Below are 18,704 nucleotides of genomic sequence, written 5' to 3'. Positions count from 1 at the left end.
GTTGCAGACTGTATCGATTAAACTTCTGTAGGGTTTTATTTACTATATTGCTTCACTGCCATTAATCATTGTTCAGCACACCCTTCCATGAACTATCAAGCCAAATTGAGATCCCAATTCACCCGTTTATCCTCCCGTCTCCTCACTTATGGTGCGCTCGCCACTTTGGTTGCAACTTCTGTGGTTACGGTTGGTCTAACGTCAACTGTCAAAGCGGCTTTAGAAGATAGCCCAAAAATTGTCATTGATGAAGTTTGGCAAATTGTCAATAACGAGTTTGTCGGTCGTAACTTTGACCAAGCCGCCTGGCAACGGAAACGGCAAGAATTGTTAAGTCGTGATTATAGTTCCCAAGGGGAGGCCTATAAGGCGATTCGTCAAGCCTTACGAGACTTGGGCGATCCTTATACGCGCTTTTTAGATCCCAAAGAATTTGAGGAGTTAACCAGTCAAACGACCGGGGAGTTGTCTGGAATTGGTGTGCGTTTAACTTTAGATGAAAAAACCAATGCTTTAACGGTCGTGGATCCGGTGGACAATTCTCCGGCTAAGGCGGCAGGAATCCAAGCAGGCGATCGCATTTTACAAATTGATGGTCAGTCTACAGCCTTAATGAGCGTTGAACAGGCCAGTGAGTTAATTCGCGGGGAACAAGGCACCGACATCACCCTCCAACTCAATCGACCGGGACGAGGCCTGTTTGAGGTGACATTAACTCGCGCTCAAGTAGAAGTTCCCGTTTTGCACTCCTCCCTCAAACAGGAAGGGGAGGTCAAAGTCGGCTACTTGAAACTGGATGAATTTAGCTCCCACGCGGCCGAACAAATGAGAAAGGCCATCGACCGTTTAGAAGGAGAAGGAGTCAACGCCTTTGTCTTAGACCTGCGCGGCAACCCCGGCGGGTTATTATTCTCTAGTGTCGATATTGCCCGGATGTGGATGGAAACCGGAACCATTGTCCGCACCGTAGACCGCAAAGGAGGCGATCGCGCCTATTCTGCCAATCGCACCGCCATCACGAATCTCCCCCTCGTGGTTTTGGTCGATGGCTATTCCGCTAGTGCCAGTGAGATTCTAGCCGGAGCCTTGAAAGACAACGGACGAGCGGTCATTGTCGGCAGTCGCACCTTCGGCAAAGGCACCGTACAATCTGTTCATAGTCTCTCCGATCGTTCCGGGTTAGCTGTTACCATCTCCCGTTACTATCCCCCTAGTGGCGTAAATATCAGTCAAAACGGTATTACCCCTGATGTTCCCTTAGACCTCACCGGGGATCAAGTCCGTCTCTTGCGCTCTAATCCCAGTTTCTGGGGAACCAGTCGGGATCCCCAATACCGTCAAGCCATTTCTGTCTTACAAAGCAATGTCGGTCGTAAGCCCGTTTTACCCCCCTCTCTTCTTCCCGCCCCTCTGAGCAGTCGTCAGGACGGAAAACCCGCCATCGACTAACCGTATCAGAAAATGGGGAGAAAAACGTCAATTGTAATTGATTGTAAATTCTCCCCATACACAAATTCTTGCGTTATAATGAGAGAATAAGCACGGGGATCACGAAAAACAAACTTTCTGAGGTAATCAGTTCAAGTGATGGCTTTCAAGATAAATCTGAAACGGTCACTTAAACTTAGAAGTTTAATTTAAATTATGACTTTTTCCTGAAACCTAAGAAAGGGTTGGAAAACAAGTTTAGAAGTCCCTGGCACCTACAGCAAAACCAGAGGTGTCACTACAAGACAAGTTGCTGACTCCCTAGAGATGCCAGAGTAGATTTCTAGGTGCAGAGCGGAATGGCGATCGCATGAATCGAGCCGTGCGATCGCTTTTTTTGTCTAAATCCTTTTCTTCAAGCTTTTAACAATCTAGCACTTCCTCATCATAGGGCGGCACAGCCAGACTCATCATATTGCCCCCCGGACTATCCTCCGGTAAGCGTTCCAACAGCGCCAACAAGCGATAGGCATAGGAATCATCTTGCTTCGCCCTTGCGGCTAAATAGAGCTTTAATTCAGCTAATACTTCGTCAGGAATATTCATCGGGACAGGGATTAGTGATTAGTGATTAGTGATTAGGGAGTGGGCAAGAGGTGATAGGGAAGAGGGAATAATTATCAACTCCCTTCCCCTCTCTTCCCCGACTCCCGGAGTTTTTCAGCAAGCCCTATTTAAGCGTGAGCGTTGAACTTACCCTTCACTCACACCCACAGCCACTTCTTCCTCTTCAACAGCGGAAACGTCCTCCGTCTCAAGCTCTTCTACAGCCTCGGAAGTTTCATCCGCAAACTCTAGTTCTGAGGGATCAATCCCTTGCTGTTGTTGCAGCAGTTTCTGGCGATACTTCTGAGCCATCTCCTCCGCTTTCTCAAAGACTAACTCTTTATTGCGCAACATATCCCCCGCTTCGGGTTCCAACTGCTTGGTAGACAGGGAAATCCGACCCCGTTCAGCATCTAAGTCAATGATCATGACCTTCAGTTCATCATTCACCGCAAAGACACTATGAGGCGTGTCGATATGGTCGTGGGAAATTTCCGAGATGTGTAGCAGACCACTCACCCCGCCAATATCGATAAAGGCACCGTAGGGCTTGATCCCACGCACCATCCCCGTGACCACTTCGCCCACTTGCAGCCCGTTCATCTTCCGTTCCACTAAAGCACGACGATGACTCAACACTAAACGATTCCGATCTTCGTCTACTTCTAAGAACTTCAGGGGCAAATCTTGGCCCACTAAATCCTCTTTGGCCTGACGAGTGCTAATATGAGAACCCGGAATAAAGCCCCGCAGCCCTTCAATGCGAACTAATGCCCCCCCTCGGTTTGTGGCGAATACATTAGAGCGAACCGTTGCATCTTCAGCTTGCAGTTGGCGCACCCGTTCCCAAGCCCGTAAATACTCAATGCGACGAATGGAAAGGGTTAACTGTCCATCCTCGTTCTCATCAGTCAAAATGAAAAACTCCCGCGTTTCATCCGGCTGTAAGACCTCACTGGGATCATCCACGCGGTTGATCGACATTTCTTGTATGGGAATATAGGCGGCCGTTTTTGCGCCAATATCGATCAGAGCGCCTCTGGGTTCCATACTAAATACAGTCCCGGCTACTATATCCCCCGGACTAAAGTGATAGTCGTATTTATCTAGTAAGGCGGCAAAATCGTCGTGGGTGAAACCAATGTCTTTTTTCTGATTATAACTAGCGGTTGTTTGTTGACTGACCATGTGTGTATTGTTTCCTATGTTCTATCTCCGTATTTGTCTGCTATTTACTGTGACTCAAGGGTAAGATAAGGTCTATCCTATAATCCATGTTTGTTCATCCCGAGGCTAACCCGTTAGTATTTCACGAAGAGATATTTTTGGGAAAGTCTGGTTTCCTGAGATCCGGTTTTGCGAGCCATAACGCTTGACTCAAAAATGGACTTGGCTCAGAAATCGATTAGAGGAGAACAATCTGAATTAAGCTCCCACTCCCTTGACTGCCAATCAGCGCGCCGAAAGAGGACAAAACCTGTCCTCTCGCCCAGTTCAACCAGGGGGGAAGGCAAAAGCATCAATCCTGCAAAAACAGCAACAATAATGGTTATTTGCCTTATTCCTTAATTTGGGGCTGACAATTACATACTATTTCGAGTTTAGCATTTTAATGAATGCACAGAATTATTATAATAACCGATTTTGGTGATTTCCGATAGCCATTGCAGCCGAAAACTCTCAGGAGCAATTTTGGCAAGGGGACACCCAGGGCTGACAAGTTAAGCTTTTTGTCCTCTGTCAAGACAAGAGGGAATAAGGGGGAGTCGGGAAAACACAGTTGGGTCCACCATTGAACAAAAATAGCGACGCACTTCCTCACCTCGCGGAATGCAGGTGGAGGAGCATTCATGTTGAGCAGAGGGGCTTATGTTGAACATCAAGAACATTGCCAAATTTGCGATACTGTCCCAGGATGTCATTGACTTGTAAGACTCGTTCCTCCAGAGTTCCGCTAACCCTGAAAAATGGCACTCGTCTTTCAGCTAAATCCCCTTGGATCTGCTTCTGAAACCATTGCCGCTTCTGATCTCCACTGCGATCCCAAGTGTCTGCATAGGGAATATCGGTGTCGCAGAGGAAAAACAAGTCGTAGCGTTTCTCTGCGGCCCGTGCCAGTTGGGTCAAAAGCGGGCTGACTGTGCCATGGTAATCTTTGGCGAAGACATAGGTTGTGATGGGGCTGGTGTCACAAAAGAGGTACTGACGGGCTTGCTGGGTGAGTGCATCTTCTTGACTGTTGTGCTCTGGGGCGATCGCCTCAAACTGATCCAGAGTGATGCGCCGATTAACCTGGTGTTTTAGCCAATACTCTGCGCCGTATTCCGGCATCCAGACTGTATGGTGCTGTTGGGCGAGGGTTCGGGCGAGGGTTGTTTTGCCAGTTGAAGGTGCGCCCATGAAGCAGACCTTGGTGATCAGGTCGGCATAGACCAGAGGGTGGAGGTATTGCCGACCCCCAAAGTAGTCCTGGCGGAGAGCGGTTCCACTGATGGGTACAGAGGCGCGTGCTTCATCGATCCTACGGTCAATCGCGCCGAGAGCTTGGCTAACGTGGTCGCCATAGAACTCGCTGGAGTAGAAATGGGTAATCTGTAGACCATTCAGCTTTTTGAGAATGTAGTTTTCCTGTTCACGACAGATTTCCGGCGTGTCACCATAGCTTTCTGGGCCATCCCATGCCTCAATGATCTGGATCGTTGGGTACAGTTTTTGAATCCATCCGGCGCGCACTTGAAGCGGCACATTGATCACGTCGGTAGCATAAACCATGACGACCAATTCATCCACCTCACCTAGGGCGGTTTCCACAAGCATCTGATGTCCCCGGTGAAAGGGGGCGAATTTGCCCAGTGTTAAACCCCGTCGCATTTGCCCTCCTTGATGCTTACACCGGAGGTCCCTAGGCTTGATCGCCTTGTGCCTAGATGCCAACGCCAATACCCAAACAGAGCATTGAGCAGAAATAGCAACCACATGAAGATCATCAAGTCTCCTGCCGCGCCCCCGGCTCTAAAGCGCAGAAACCACATCCCAATGGTGATAATGTTGAGGAGGATGTAGAGTAACCACTGCTCTTTGTAGCGCCACATCATTAAGAAGGTCGCCACGATGGACAGCACATTGGTAGTAGCATCAATGAAAGGCGTATTCTGGCGAGGATTTAGACCGAGGAGGAATCCCAGTCCCACGGTGCAAACCAAGCAGAGGGATGCGATCGCCCACCACTGCCGCCCGGTCAGTTCTCTCATTTCCACGGTTTTATCTTGCTGAGTGTGGCGATACCACAGCACATAACCGATCACACCCGTTGGGACGAAGAAAAGGAGGTTGAGATAGACTTCTCCGTAGAGTCCGTTATTGTAGGCTAAAACAGAGTAGGAAAGGCTGTTGTAGAGGCCAATCAGGTATCCTGCACGGCGACCAATGGCGATCAGACCAACGCAGAGAATGCCGGATAGGAGGACTGTGGCATCGAAGAGGCTCGTTGCTAGATAGGCACTCACGATTCCCCCAATAACCAACAGAAACGCCAGCCATAGGCGGTCGAGACGATCAATTCGTGATGACCAAAGCATCACGAAGAGGCCATGACTTCGGAGGCTTCATGAGAGGGGGGATAGTCCCAGTTTTCATCCCGGGGGGGGTGTTCCATCTGAGTTTGTAGATGATTGAGGGTTTCGATAAAGTCTTTAATCCCTTGAAATTGACGATAGACGGAAGCGAAACGAACATAGGCCACTTCGTTTTCCTCTTTAAGGTAGTGCAGGGCGAGTTCCCCAATTTCGCGGCTGGTGGTTTCCCGACTAATCCGTTGTTGAAGTTTGGTTTCAATTTCATCAACCAAGGTTTCTAAACGGCTGTTGGGAATCCCGGTTTTCTCACAAGCTCGCACAATGCCGCGTAGGAGTTTAGAACGGTCAAAAAGTTCTCGACTGCCATCCCGTTTCATGACGGTAATGGGCGCAAATTCAATGCGTTCGTAGGTGGTAAACCGATGTTTACAGTTGAGGCATTCCCGCCGTCGCCGCACACTTTGTTCGCTTTCGGCAGAACGGGACTCTAACACCCGACTTTCAGTATGTTGACAGAGGGGACATTGCATAAATTTAATCTATAAATTTAGTCTATTTTGTTAAACCCATGAGTTCAACCCGGCCAAACCCACCACAAGGTTCTACTCTTTAGTTTATCCTAAAGTGTAGAACCCTGCGGTCGGTTAGTAAATTTGTTGAGGGGGGCGGGGGAGGGAGCAGACTAGCTGAAATTCCCATCGGGCCATTTACTCCCCATCGGATTATTTACTTATGAATGCTCCACCACCTGCGAGGGCGCGAGGTGGGGGAGTGCGTCGCTCTTTTTGTTCAAATTTACTTTTCAATACGAGGCGGTTCACGGAAGGCGATCGCAAAGAAAAGAACGGCGATCCCACAAGCCAAAACCAAAATGTAAGCAACACTTTCCATGATTTTATGTCCAAAGGCTTAATGTGCAAATCTTCTGAGAGTTTGCCCAGTCGGGTCAAACTCCGGTTCATTCCCTAACCCATCCACCCCACAAGACCAACAGAGCGAGGGTAAGGGAGTTGATCATCAGTGTAACAACAAACCGAGAGCTTTCACAGTTTGGGGGATTTTCTAGGGTGATTTTCCGGTTGGGCAGACAGTCCCTCCGAAAGTTCAACAGTCACTCAGGACAGCCCGTTTAAACGGTGCCTTCTTTCTTCACCCGAGTTGTGGTGTCACCCAATTTCTGGAATATACCCCATTCCACTTGTTCCTCGATGTCGGCATCAATCCCGGCGAATACATCCCGGTAGAGGGTGCGGGAGCCGTGCCAAATGTGGCCAAAGAAGAACAACAGCGCGAAGACGGCATGACCAAAGGTAAACCAACCGCGAGTAGAGGTGCGGAATACCCCGTCAGACCCGAGGGTTTCCCGGTCAAAATCGAAGGGTTCACCCAATTGGGCTTTCCGAGCGATTTTCTTCACTTCTTGGGGATCCGTCAAGGTGGTGCCGTTTAAGGCTCCGCCATACATACTAACAGTGACACCGGCTTGTTCAATACTGTAACGAGACTCAGCGCGACGGAAAGGAATGTCGGCGCGTACCACACCATCGGAGTCAGTGAGAACGATGGGGAAGGTTTCAAAGAAGTTGGGCATCCGACGCACTTCTAAAACGCGACCTTCGCTGTCTTTAAACACGGGATGACCCAGCCAACCTTTAGCAATCCCATCCCCACTGACCATTGAACCAACCCGGAATAAACCCCCTTTGGCGGGGCTATTGCCGATGTAGTCATAGAAAGCCAATTTTTCGGGAATTTCTGCCCAAGCTTCTTCGGGGGTTGCGCCATCAGCAATGCTGGCCTCGACTCGACGGCTAATTTCTTGTTGGAAATAGCCTTGGTCCCACTGATAACGGGTGGGTCCGAACAGTTCGATGGGGGTGGTGGCGCTGCCATACCACATGGTTCCGGCTACCACAAAGGCCGCAAAGAACACGGCGGCGATACTGCTGGATAGAACGGTTTCGATGTTCCCCATCCGCAAAGCTCGGTACAAGCGTTCGGGGGGACGAACGGTCAGGTGGAATAGACCGGCAATAATCCCCACAATCCCCGCCGCGATGTGGTGAGCTACGACTCCCCCCGGATTAAAGGGGTTAAAGCCAGCTGGCCCCCACTCTGGGGCAACGGGTTGAACATGACCTGTGATGCCGTAGGGGTCAGAAATCCACATCCCCGGTCCGAAGAGTCCGGTGAGGTGGAATGCCCCGAAACCGAAGCAGAGTAAACCAGATAAGAACAGGTGAATGCCAAACATTTTGGGCAGATCCAAAGCGGGATCTCCCGTGCGGGGATCTCTGAAGAGTTCGAGATCCCAATAAACCCAGTGCCAACAAGCGGCTAAGAATAACAGACCGGAGAGAACGATGTGGGCGATCGCCACTCCTTCAAAAGACCAAAAACCGGGATCGGTGTAAGCTTCACCTGTTACATTCCACCCCCCCCAAGAGGAGGTGACACCCAAGCGAGACATAAAGGGAAGTACAAACATCCCTTGTCGCCACATGGGGTTTAACTCGGGATCACCGGGATCGAATACGGCAAGTTCGTATAGTGCCATAGAACCCGCCCAACCTGCCACCAGAGCCGTGTGCATCAGGTGAACGGAAATCAGACGGCCTGGATCATTCAGGACGACTGTATGGACTCTGTACCAAGGTAGTCCCATTGACTACGCTCCTCCTGTTGAAAATATTGTGTTTTTTATCATGAATGAGAAAATTCTGCACCTCGGCTGTTTGGTCTGCTCCAAGAATTAGAGATTTTGTCGCTCTCTTCTCATTCAGTGAAGAAGACTCAAGAGCTAAGGATTCAGGATTTTCTGAGAAAACTCAAGAATCGTTTAAAGAAGTGTAAACGATTCTGAGAACGGAATGCAAGTCAATTGATCGGACTCTGGGAATGGTCTTATTTATGGGTTAAACAAGTCTTCTGCTTTAGTCAAACGTTCTAAGGCTTGATCGGCACTCATTAAGCGTCTTAAGACCACTTGACCAATGCTAGACCCTGCCCCAAGGCTGTTGGATGGCTTGACCTCCACCATTAAAACCGCTTCCTCCGCTTGGTAGAGCCATAATTTCTCCCCGTGCTCAATCATGCCTAAGTTAAGCCGTTGAATTTGGGGTCTTCGTCGCCAGGCACTTTCATCCCACAATCCTCCAAACTCCCACACACGACCCACTAACCAACCATCAGATAAAAAAAAGTACTTCACAGTTCTTTACGTTTTGCGAGTTTTTACCATTTTGTGCTAAGGGAAAAGTGAAAGAAGCCCGCAGTTTCTATAATTTCTGCAAATTCTCTAGCGATTCCCCAAGAACCTCTAATACAATGTCTGGAACAGTGCTGAATCACTCAAATTTTCTCCCAGTCTAGAAAAAATTGGCATTCACGCAAGTACAAGGTAGAGACAGATGGGGCCACTGGATAAACAACCGGATTTCAACCACGGCGATCCGAACGTCGCAGAAGATCATTTACGGCAACTGACGGCAGAATTGGAACATCTTAAGCAAAATATCTTGCTTCAGTTGTCCCAAGAAATTGACCAACTGCAAAACCGGAAAACCCGACTCTTGGCCGAAACCGAGCAACTAGAATTGCAACGGCAAGAGCAACTGAGTCAACAACAAGAGTTAGCCAAACAACTGGCTCCAGCTTTAGCGGAGCAGGTTTTACAGAACCTCCAAAGCCATTTAAGCCAAAACTCGTTAGACAACGCGGGTCAATGGTCTAATGGCAATTTAGGTCAATACAATCAACAAAGCTATCGCCTAATTGCCTCTTTAGATGAAACGTTAAGAGCAACTTTTCGCACTCTGCAACAAGACCTTAGTAGTTATCAGAGTTCGTTGTCTCAGCAGTTGGGACAGATGTATAGCTTAGAGCAACAAGGGGAAATTATTCTAGATGCCTTGGTCAACCGTTTGCGGGAACAACTGCAAACCCAAGATCCGGTAGTCTCTCCCCCGGCACCGATACCGCCCAGATTTGAGACGGCAAGGGGGCCTGAGCGAGTCCAAGATCGGGCGGTTGCGGTGGAGTTGCCGAGCTTAGATTTGCCGACCTTGCCCCCGGAATCCCCTCCCCCGGTTGCCGAAATGCCCCCGGTGCTGCCCAAACCTCCCGTTGCGCCCCCTCCTGCTAAGAAAAAGGTTTCTATTTCTCAGTTGCAGTTAGGGTTTATTTTGGTCTTGCTGTCCTCCTTGGCCTTGTCTTTACAGAATGTGGTCATTCGGGTTATTCTCTCGCCTTCGACCATTTTCGGCTGGCGGGAAATTGGCGGGTTTATTACGCCGGGTTTTGGCAATTCCTTGTTGATTCTGTTTTTGCGGATGGTGGTGGTGGTGCCTTGTATGGCAATTTTGGCGCAAGTTCTCTATCCCAGTAGTTGGTCGGATATCCGTCGTTATTTGCAGTCGAAGGACTGGGCGGGTTTTAGCCAAATGATCGCCTGTGGGTTCTTCCTCTTTGCTTCTTCGGCCTTTATTTACATGGCTTTGGGGGATTTATCGCCGGGGGTAGCCCTGACGTTGTTCTTTATCTTCCCGGTGGTGACGGTTATCCTGAGTTGGCTGTTTTTCGGGGAACGGCCGTCTGTGGTGCGTAGTGCTGCGTCGTTGACGGTGTTTGCTGGGGTGGTTATTCTTCAGTTGCCGTCGGGGGGAGGCGCGGTGAGACTCTCGACATTTGGGATTGTGATGGCGATTCTTTCTGGGGTGACGTTTGCTCTCCATGTGCTGTTAATTCAGGCTTGTATGAAGAAGATTCACCCGATCCCGTTTAGTGTGGTGAATTTCTTTGTGATTTTTGTCTTTACGTTGGTGAGTTTGCCTTTGTTGCTCTATTTACCGTTGCCGGAGGTGGTGAAGATTGATATTGACCCGGGAATGTGGGTGAATTTACTCATTAGTGGTCTGGTGTTGGGGGGCCTAACATTGTTGAGCTACTTGGCGAATAATATCGGGATTAGCTACATTGGCGCGGCACGGGCTTCAATTTTTGGGGCAACGGGTCCGGCGTTTACGTCGTTAATGGCGGCGGGGATTATTGGGGCAACGTTGACGTTTAATCAGTGGATTGGGATGGCCGTTGTGACGGCTGGGGTGTTGGCGCAGAATTTGGAGCGCTTTTTCAAGAAACCTCCGGCTCCAAAGGTGGAAGATCAAAAAGAGGGTTAAGCATGGTGGATGATGTAAATTTTATGGAGTCTTTGCGCTGGACTCCCGAAGCTAAGGTCAAGTTAAAAAATATTCCCTTTTTTGTCCGTTCTCAAGCTCGTCAACGGATTGAACAGTTAGCCCGTGAGGGGGAGTTGTCTGAGGTGACGGCGGAGTTGGTGGAGCAGGCTAGGCTGGAGTTTGGGCAGTAAATGGGGGAACGGGGGAGAGGGGGAGCAGGGGAGCAGGGGAGAGGGGGAGTTGATAATTATTAACTATTCCCGACTCCCGACTCCCGATTCCCGACTCCCGACTCCCTGTTCCCCGACTTTCCCAACAACGAACTTGTAATGCTCTTGCCAGAGAATGCCTTTTTTCGTCAGAATAGAGGTAAAGATTTTTATTGTTTTGTAAATTTTTCCTTAAAGAAGTGACATTTAAAGAATTTTGTGATAAGCAATTTGACGCGGATCTAGCCATTGCGGGCGGGGGGATTGTGGGGGCAACCTTAGCGGCGGCTTTGAAGGGGAGCGGCTTACGGGTGGTAATCATTGAAGCGCAACGGCCAGCCCAAGCGAAGGCGCGCCAGCGTGCCTATGCTCTCTCGGTGTTGTCGGGGCGGATTTTTGAGCAGATTGGAGTATGGGGTCAAATGTTGCCCCAGATTGCTAAATTTCGCCGAATTAGCCTCTCTGATGCGGATTATCCCCAAATTGTTCATTTTCAGCCGGAAGAGCTTGCGACGGAGGCTCTGGGCTATGTGGGGGAACATTCGGTGGTTTTGGGGCAGTTGCAGGGGTTTTTAGCGGGGGCGGAGAATATAGAGTGGCTTTGTCCGGGGCAGTTGGTGGAGGTGGAGGAGAACGGATGGGGGATGAATCTGACGGTGGCACTGGGGGAGGAACGGCGCAAATTGCGGACTCGTTTGTTGGTGGGGGCGGATGGGGCGCGATCGCATCTCCGGAGTTGGGCGGGGATTAAAACCAAGGGCTGGAAGTATTGGCAATCCTGCGTGACTTTTACTATTCGCCATGATCAGCCTAACAATGAGACGGCCTATGAGCGGTTTGGCTATAGTGGACCGATGGGGATTTTGCCCTTGCCGGGGAATCGTTGTCAAGTGGTGTGGACGGCTCCCCACGGGGAAGCGAAGGCGTTGCAAGAGTTAGATTCGGGGGAGTTTTTAGCACGGTTTAAGGAACGGACGGCGGGGGTTTTCGGGAATGTGGAGTTAGTGGGCGATCGCTTTTTATTCCCGGTGCAGTTGATGCAGTGCGATCGCTACATTCAAAACCGCCTTGCCTTGATTGGGGATGCTGCCCATTGTTGCCACCCCGTCGGAGGACAAGGCCTCAATCTCGGGATTCGCGACGCGGCCGCCTTGGCCGAAGTGTTACGGCAAGCCCAGACTCAAGGGGAAGATATCGGCAGTATCGCGGTTTTAAAGCGTTATGAACAGTGGCGGAGGCGGGAAAATTGGGTTATTTTGGGCTTTACTGATTTTCTCGACCGAATGTTTTCAACGGCTTGGTGGCCTGTGGTGACAGTGCGACGTTGGGGCATTTTGATGTTAAAACATATCCGCCCCCTCAAGTTATTTGCTCTGCAATTAATGACCGGACTCAAAGGACGCGCTCCCCAACTGGTTCAGTCTAGGTAGGGCTTGCTGAATAAGTCCGAGAGTTGGGGAATCGGGAGTCCAGTTAATGGAGAATGAGGATCCAGAACAGAAAGGTGAGGGCGATCGCACTACCATGGTGGGGCAACAAAAACCGCCCGGATTGTTTAGCAATTTTTTGGGTCAAAATCACCGAACACAATAACCCCACCCACAACGTCACCCCCTGCAAAAACCCAATCACCGCCGGATCCGCTACCCAGATCGGTCCACTCACCCCCGTTATCCCCAAGGTGGCCATCGTCACCGGAACAATTCGCCCCGCCTCCCCTAACCCTAAATCCAAATAATGGGCTAAATTGACCCCCAAAACCAAAGGCAGATAACCATAGGCTAATTCCAACCAAGGACGGGGTTTCGGGGTTTGTAGCCAGCGATGGCTCAGTTGGATCAGGGCATGGGCGAACAGGGGGGCGATCGCAGGCAATCCCAAGGCCAAAACCGCCGCGCCTAAATGGGGGCCAAAGGCCGCTAAATCCAAGGGTAGATCCCAACGCTCCACCACCACAGGCAACCGCCGCATCAATACCCCTCCCAAGAGCAAAAACAGCAAGGCTACCTCATAACTCTGGGGGGTGTGAGTTGTCCAGAGTTCAATCCCCGGCGGCCGCAGGTTCACCGCTACAGAACGATGGGGACAGGCTTTTAAACAGGTCATACACAGCACACAATCGCGGTTATCCTGAAGCTGGGCGGGGTGCGAATAGAGGGGGCAGCCCGCCGTTTCCTGACCTTCCCCCTTGGCTGGCCCTCCCTTATAGCATTGATAGGTCGTACATTCCGCCGCACAAATCCCCGTTTGGGCGCGCAATTCGGTTATTGACAACTTGGCAAATAGGCCATTCATCCCCCCAATGGGGCAGAGATAGCGACACCAAAACCGCCGTTCAAACAGCAGGGAACAAATCACCGCCCCCCCGGTAATTAGCAATAACAAACAACTGGAAAGATAGGCGGTATTGGGTAAATCCCAAAGCTCTTCCCAGAGAAAAATCAAGGCAAATAAGCCAAACAAAAACCAACCCCCCCATCGTTCTGCTGTCTGTCGGGGCCAAGGTTTCAATTCACGGGGCCAGAGTTTCAGGGAGAGTTTTTGGGTCAATTCCCCATAAATCATAAAGGGACAAACGGCACACCACAGGCGACCCACCAAGGGAAACCCTAACAAAACGAGGGGCCACCACCAAGCCCAAAATAGATTTAACGCTACATTTTGATCACGGGTTTGGGGGCCGACGAACAGCATAATCACGACTAAGGCAAAGACCCAAGTAGTGATGCCATAGTTTAAACCTTCGGGCCAGAACTTACTTTTCAAAAATGCCCGCAGTTGGGGATAGGTTTTGAGTAAGTTCAGCCGTAGCCGTGTTTTTTTCGTATCCGTAGACCAAAAGAGTTCTTCGGTGAGTTCTGTGGCCTGCTCTCCTTGGGTGACGGCGCGTTTGACTAAGGCGGTGAGTTCTCGTAAGTTGTTGGGGAAATCGTAGGCTTGGAGGCGGCGCAGGGCTTCGGGGGTGACGCTGGGTTTGGGGATGCCCCGACTGCGGCAGTAGAGATTGAGGTTGTAGTCTAGGAGCGATCGCAAATCGGTTTTACGCACCCGCAGAGGCGGCACTTTAATCTGTTGGGCTGTGCATTGCACAAATTCGGGGGCTTTGCGCTCGGCAATAAGGATGATGCGGGCTGGGCAGGGTTGGGGAATGGGGGGCTTGTCGGGATCACGGCTGACGGGACAATAGGTTTTAGTGGCGAGGAGTTGGAGAATTTTGGGTTGGAGTTCGGCGGGGAGATCCTGAATATTATTTAAAACGACTGTACCTTGCCCCACCCATGCTAGGAGTCCGGGGTTGCCGTTGCTGCGGCCGAAGAGTTCTGAGCCACTGGCTTGTAATAGGCCGCTAGTGAGTTGAATCATGGGCTCCCGTCGTTGGGGGGAACTGTAATGAATCAGGCTGGCAATGTTGTCTTTTTCTAGGCCAGGTTCGCCAAAAATGAGGATTGATTCTTGGGTTTGGGCGGCTTGTTTGATCTGTTGGCGGAGACGGAGGGCGTAGCGACTATCGCCGATGATACCTCGACGGATGCGGGGGACAATATAGGGGCGGAGTTGGGTTTGGCGTTGTCGTTCATATTCGAGTTGGGCGGCGAGTTCTTCCCGTTCGGTGGTGGCTTGTTCCAGTTGGGCGGCGAGCCATTCTAGCTTGTTCATGGGTTTTGGGTGCGTTGAACCTGTATCCATTCTAGTGGGGATTTGCGATCGCCTATAATTTGAGAATACTTGAAGAGTTGGGCGGTGGCACGAAGAAGGATCAGCAGTCAGACAATGGATAATCTAACTACTATTCTCAGTAAGCAAGTAGGATGTACTAAATGATAAATATCCTAAGAGCGATATCACCGGGGTTAAAGTGACCCCGTAGGATTTCTTTAGCAATGGCTGTTTCTAAATACCGTTGCACTGCACGCTTAAGGGGACGTGCGCCATAAACCGGATCATAACCAATTTATGCTAAGAAATCTAACGCCATCTAGGGAAAATAGCGATAGATATCTTTACGATGTAGCACGCGAGCGAAGGTAACTGTTTCGCCATCAAAGAAAATTCCTAGTCGGTAATCGCCGAGGCGAATTCGATAAGCATTTTCATCCCCTTTTAACTTTTTTAAATTACCAATTTCTTCAAATTTTAGCAAATTAGGAATTTCTGTAAATGCTAACGCTTTTATGGCTTCAAAGCTGGGGGTACTTTTCAGAGCCTTCAAATCTTTTAAAAAGCTCGGCTTATACTCAGTTTTCATTCTTTCTCAAGTTCAGCTAGGGCAGTTTCCAAGTCCAAAGAAGTTTCATTTTTGACTTCCATCATGGCTTGATAAAGTCCCTCTTCTTCAATAACTTCTAACAGTCGCTTGTAATCACTGAAATCCAAGATTACTTTACGAATTTTACCGGAAACATCTGTAATCAGTTCTTGGGCAAAGGGATATTGTTCTGCTGGCATATTCTCTCTCTGAATTCATTTTATCCGAAAATTTTATTGACAAATATAACACAAACTTGGGCGGCAGGTTTTCCCGGCAAAACTCTTCACGGTGATTCCGACACCCCCAACGGTCATTCTCCTCCCCGCCGGGGATACTCACCACGCTGACAGCTTTTTCCTAGCTTATCAAGAAAATGGGTTTGAAACCCCATCCCTTTGCTACGCAACGTTTCACGAACGGCTTTGCTCAGGACAAGCCTTCTAGGACGGCTTTATGTTGGTGGGTTGACTATTGACATCTAAGCCGCCTACTATTTTCAGCAACAGGAAAAGGTGAACAACCTGTCTAAAAACCTAGTTGCTGAACGGCAGAACCCTGAACCTTTAGATGCTTAATCTGGCTTTTTGGGGGTAGAGATCACTTGAAGCAGTTGAGTAATTGCATTGATCACCAAATACAGGACAAATCCGGTAGCCAAAATTAGCGCTGTGGGGGATTCATGCTCAACAATGCGGTTAGGGTCAATGGGTTGAATCGGAGCGATGGGTAAGGTTTCAGCGGGTTGCGTCATCTTTAAAATCCTTCAGTTCAATACACTTATTGTGCTGCGGGAAATACTGGATTTTGGTTCAGTTCAGGAGCATTTTTCGTTCAATTCCCCATTGAGCCAAAATTGAACTAGAGAATAAAAACTCCTGTCTTAGAACTTATGGCAACCATTGCCCTCTCCTCGTCAGGCAAAGCAACAATCGAAGCAGCCCGCAAACGCAAGGGCTGGAATGCCTCAGAATCAGCATGGTATGAGTTAGCAAATACCTCACAAGCTACCCTCAAGCGGTTTCGGGCTAGAAAAAAGATTGACCATGGGTCTTTTGTTGCCCTCTGTGAAGCTGTGGGGGTGACAGATTGGGAGGCCGTGGCCGATTTGGACGAACCAACCCCAGCACCGGAAAACCTGCCTAGTCCTCAACCAGTAGCCCCCCCCTCCACTGACACACCGACGAATCTATCTCGGTACCGTCGCACGGTTCCCAAGTTCGTCGGGCGGGATGTGGAAATGCAGGGGGTAAGTGATTTGATGGCGGCACACGGGGCGGTGTATTTGATGGGGATGGGGGGATTGGGTAAAACGGAGTTGGCTTGGCAGTGGGCGCATCGGGAATATGCGGCGGGGAATTTTCCCGGTGGTGTGGTCTGGTTGGATATGGCGGCGGGGAATCCGGGGGAGCAGTTGGCGCTGTTTTATCAGACGGAGTTTGATGTCACGATTCCCGATACATTAACGGAGGTTGGGGAGCGGGTAGCCTATTGTTGGCAGCATTGGCCGAGGCCGGGGGCGGTGTTGGTGGTGTTGGATGATTTGGCACGGGGGCGGGATGGGGCGCGGTTGGCGATGTTTCGGCCGGGGGGTCTGTTTTGGGTGTTGTGGACGACGCGGGAGGAATGGTCAGGGGTGGAGCGATATCCGTTGGATCAGCTTTCCGATGAGGCGGCGCGGGAGTTGTTGGCGAGTTATATTGACCCGGTGCGGTTGGATGCGGAATCGGAGGCGGTGGCGGGGGTGTTGCGGTGGTTTGAGGGGTTGCCCTTGGGGTTGGAGTTGGCGGGGCGATATTTGGCGTTAGATGGGTTTTTAACGATTGGGGATTATCTAAAGGAGTTGCATTTAACCCATGAATCTTTAGCAGAAAAACCGGAGGAAATGCGTTATGAACACAACGGCATTGAGGCGGCATTGGCCTTGAGTTGGGGGCGGTTGAAGTCAGATGAGGCAAGAAGATTAGCCCTTTCTTTGAGTTTATTTGGGGCTGCACCGATTCCACTATCAGAGGAATGGCAACAAAACTGGCGTAAACCCCTGAAGCAGCTAGTCAATTTGAGTTTATTGGAGCGCAAAACCAAAGATCAAGTAAAATTGCATCCTATAGTGCGGCAGTTTATGCAGGAGCGTTTGATTGTAGAGTTACCTACTGAAGCCAATGGATTAAAACGAGCAGTAGCAGGAATAATTGTGAGAGCGGGGAAACAACTTCCCCAAACATTGACAATGGCACAAGCAAAAGAGTTTGCCCCCTGGATTCCTCATTTAGAAGAGGTAGCGGCAAACTTACTAGCGTGGGTTGTGGATGAGGATTTAGTGGATGTTTTTGGCTTCATTGCTTTATATCACAAAGAACAAGGTTCTTATGATATGGCAGAACCTTGGTATATTAAATGCGTAAAAGCAGCACAGGTAAAATTCGGAAATTTTCATAAAGATACAGCCTGTGCAATCAATAATCTCGCCGAATTATATCGAGTACAGGGAAGATATAAGGTTGCAGAAAAGCGATATCGTCAAGCATTGTCCATTGATGAAAAAGTGTTATCTCATAATGATCCTCAGTTATGCTCTCATCTCAATAATCTTGGTCTACTTTACTGGGAAAGAGGTTCGCTAACTGGAGAATTCAAAAAACACAAAGATGCTGAGAAAATCTTATTAAGATTTGAGCGAATAGCCCGCAACAATTTATCATGCAATAGTCCAGATTTGGCAATTTATATTAACAAATTAGCCAATGTATACTCATCTCAGAAAAGATATAATGAGGCAGAAGAAAAGTATAGTGAGGCTATAGAAATTGAAGAAAAAAGAAAGGATATAAATCCAGAGCAAAGTAAACAATTATCTGTTTATTTGAATGGACTAGCAACCTTGTTTTTTAAACAAGGTGAACATGAGCGTTCTAAAGAATTGTACCAGAGAGTTTTGTGTATTTTGAAAAATACCGTACACTCTACGCATCCTGACTTTATTTTTCCTCTTTATAATCTGGGTATGCTATATCAAAAGCAAGGCAATAATCTAAATAGCGATCGCCTTGATGAACTCCATGCTCAACGCATCGCTGCACTAGCACAACTGGGCAAAATTCGACAAAAATCTCTCTTAGAAATGATGCAAGAGTTTGAAATTCCAGACCATTATTATCAAGTGAACTACCCCACCCTGCCGAGGCGCGAGGATGGAGCTTCCTGATTCAATGGGAAGTGCTTTCTATACCGAAATATAGCGAGTCTTATCTTCCCTCCCCAGGCAGAAGTCCTAGTTCCTAAGACCCAAATTTTCTCTTGCAACACAGCCCTTTTTAGCTTGGTTTTCGCTTTGGGAGTTAGTGGTCAAGTCCATCCGGTCCCTGCAAGCGAGGAAGGGGAATTCCGCAACATTTTTGTTAAAGCTGAATCGGACAAGTGTTGTTAATCTTCGCCAAATTTTATATCAGTCTGGACTACATCC

17 protein-coding genes and 1 pseudogene are annotated in these 18,704 nt (G+C 49.3%); 5 read left to right on the top strand and 13 right to left on the bottom strand.

All coding sequences use genetic code 11. From position 1 onward, the window contains the following. Positions 1-87 precede the first annotated feature (87 nt). Positions 88-1,449 carry a carboxyl-terminal processing protease CtpB gene (gene ctpB, locus SPI9445_RS0118665; protein WP_017306298.1) on the top strand — a complete coding sequence of 454 codons (1,362 nt, stop codon included), beginning with the start codon at positions 88-90 and terminating at the stop codon, positions 1,447-1,449. A 402-nt stretch (positions 1,450-1,851) separates the two neighbouring features. Here the strand turns inward: ctpB and SPI9445_RS0118660 are convergent, their stop codons facing one another. The 8 genes from SPI9445_RS0118660 to SPI9445_RS0118630 form a co-directional block, all read right to left on the bottom strand. Next, positions 1,852-2,034, bottom strand: a complete 183-nt coding sequence (locus SPI9445_RS0118660) for a hypothetical protein (RefSeq protein ID WP_017306297.1) — start codon at positions 2,032-2,034, stop codon at positions 1,852-1,854. A gap of 147 nt (positions 2,035-2,181) precedes the next feature. Then, entirely contained in the window at positions 2,182-3,222 is a 1,041-nt protein-coding gene (locus tag SPI9445_RS0118655; protein WP_017306296.1) for a 30S ribosomal protein S1, read from the bottom strand. Positions 3,223-3,882: 660 nt separating this feature from the next. Next, entirely contained in the window at positions 3,883-4,905 is a 1,023-nt protein-coding gene (locus SPI9445_RS0118650; protein WP_017306295.1) for an AAA family ATPase, read from the bottom strand. Continuing rightward, complete coding sequence (pnuC, locus tag SPI9445_RS26145; RefSeq protein ID WP_017306294.1) at positions 4,890-5,612, bottom strand: nicotinamide riboside transporter PnuC; 723 nt, start codon at positions 5,610-5,612, stop codon at positions 4,890-4,892. The genes SPI9445_RS0118650 and pnuC overlap by 16 nt, the downstream gene beginning before the upstream one ends. Next, on the bottom strand, positions 5,612-6,139 hold the full coding sequence (nrdR, locus tag SPI9445_RS0118640) for a transcriptional regulator NrdR (RefSeq protein WP_017306293.1): 528 nt from the start codon (positions 6,137-6,139) through the stop codon (positions 5,612-5,614). Before nrdR ends, pnuC begins: the two co-directional genes overlap by 1 nt. A 265-nt stretch (positions 6,140-6,404) precedes the next feature. Then, the gene (locus SPI9445_RS28840) at positions 6,405-6,500 is read right to left on the bottom strand and encodes a photosystem II reaction center protein T (protein ID WP_071525310.1); all 96 of its coding nucleotides are present in this window, start codon (positions 6,498-6,500) and stop codon (positions 6,405-6,407) included. Between the two features lie 238 nt (positions 6,501-6,738). Next, positions 6,739-8,274 carry a photosystem II chlorophyll-binding protein CP47 gene (gene psbB, locus SPI9445_RS0118635; RefSeq protein WP_026079926.1) on the bottom strand — a complete coding sequence of 512 codons (1,536 nt, stop codon included), beginning with the start codon at positions 8,272-8,274 and terminating at the stop codon, positions 6,739-6,741. Between the two features lie 243 nt (positions 8,275-8,517). Further along, positions 8,518-8,820: a hypothetical protein gene (locus SPI9445_RS0118630; RefSeq protein ID WP_017306291.1), complete on the bottom strand. Its 303-nt coding sequence runs from the start codon at positions 8,818-8,820 to the stop codon at positions 8,518-8,520. A 199-nt stretch (positions 8,821-9,019) separates the two neighbouring features. Here SPI9445_RS0118630 and SPI9445_RS26140 point away from each other — a divergent pair, with 199 nt between their 5' ends. The 3 genes from SPI9445_RS26140 to SPI9445_RS0118615 all read left to right on the top strand — a co-directional run bounded on the left by SPI9445_RS26140 (position 9,020) and on the right by SPI9445_RS0118615 (position 12,425). Continuing rightward, on the top strand, positions 9,020-10,786 hold the full coding sequence (locus tag SPI9445_RS26140; protein ID WP_017306290.1) for a DMT family transporter: 1,767 nt from the start codon (positions 9,020-9,022) through the stop codon (positions 10,784-10,786). Between the two features lie 2 nt (positions 10,787-10,788). Next, positions 10,789-10,977, top strand: a complete 189-nt coding sequence (locus tag SPI9445_RS0118620; RefSeq protein ID WP_017306289.1) for a PCP reductase family protein — start codon at positions 10,789-10,791, stop codon at positions 10,975-10,977. A gap of 218 nt (positions 10,978-11,195) precedes the next feature. Then, positions 11,196-12,425, top strand: a complete 1,230-nt coding sequence (locus SPI9445_RS0118615; RefSeq protein ID WP_033375073.1) for an FAD-dependent hydroxylase — start codon at positions 11,196-11,198, stop codon at positions 12,423-12,425. Positions 12,426-12,468: 43 nt separating this feature from the next. Here SPI9445_RS0118615 and SPI9445_RS0118610 read toward each other — a convergent pair whose 3' ends face one another. From SPI9445_RS0118610 to SPI9445_RS0118595, 5 genes and pseudogenes are all read right to left on the bottom strand, one after another. Continuing rightward, positions 12,469-14,652, bottom strand: a complete 2,184-nt coding sequence (locus SPI9445_RS0118610; protein WP_017306287.1) for a sigma 54-interacting transcriptional regulator — start codon at positions 14,650-14,652, stop codon at positions 12,469-12,471. A gap of 157 nt (positions 14,653-14,809) precedes the next feature. Further along, a pseudogene (locus tag SPI9445_RS32205) lies at positions 14,810-14,968 on the bottom strand (hypothetical protein); the annotation flags it as partial. A 3-nt stretch (positions 14,969-14,971) separates the two neighbouring features. After that, positions 14,972-15,241: a type II toxin-antitoxin system RelE family toxin gene (locus SPI9445_RS0118605; protein WP_017306286.1), complete on the bottom strand. Its 270-nt coding sequence runs from the start codon at positions 15,239-15,241 to the stop codon at positions 14,972-14,974. Further along, a complete protein-coding gene (locus SPI9445_RS0118600; protein ID WP_017306285.1) occupies positions 15,238-15,441 on the bottom strand; it encodes a hypothetical protein in 204 nt (67 codons plus the stop codon). Before SPI9445_RS0118600 ends, SPI9445_RS0118605 begins: the two co-directional genes overlap by 4 nt. A 374-nt stretch (positions 15,442-15,815) precedes the next feature. Continuing rightward, positions 15,816-15,995, bottom strand: a complete 180-nt coding sequence (locus SPI9445_RS0118595) for a hypothetical protein (protein WP_017306284.1) — start codon at positions 15,993-15,995, stop codon at positions 15,816-15,818. A gap of 138 nt (positions 15,996-16,133) precedes the next feature. Here SPI9445_RS0118595 and SPI9445_RS0118590 point away from each other — a divergent pair, with 138 nt between their 5' ends. Then, positions 16,134-18,446: a tetratricopeptide repeat protein gene (locus SPI9445_RS0118590; RefSeq protein WP_017306283.1), complete on the top strand. Its 2,313-nt coding sequence runs from the start codon at positions 16,134-16,136 to the stop codon at positions 18,444-18,446. Positions 18,447-18,704 lie beyond the last annotated feature (258 nt).

Origin of the sequence: Spirulina subsalsa PCC 9445, assembly GCF_000314005.1 — a bacterium.
Lineage (GTDB): Bacteria > Cyanobacteriota > Cyanobacteriia > Cyanobacteriales > Spirulinaceae > Spirulina_A > Spirulina_A subsalsa.
The sequence above is the reverse complement of the archived record's forward strand: the minus strand, read 5'-3'. Positions and strand labels throughout refer to the sequence as shown.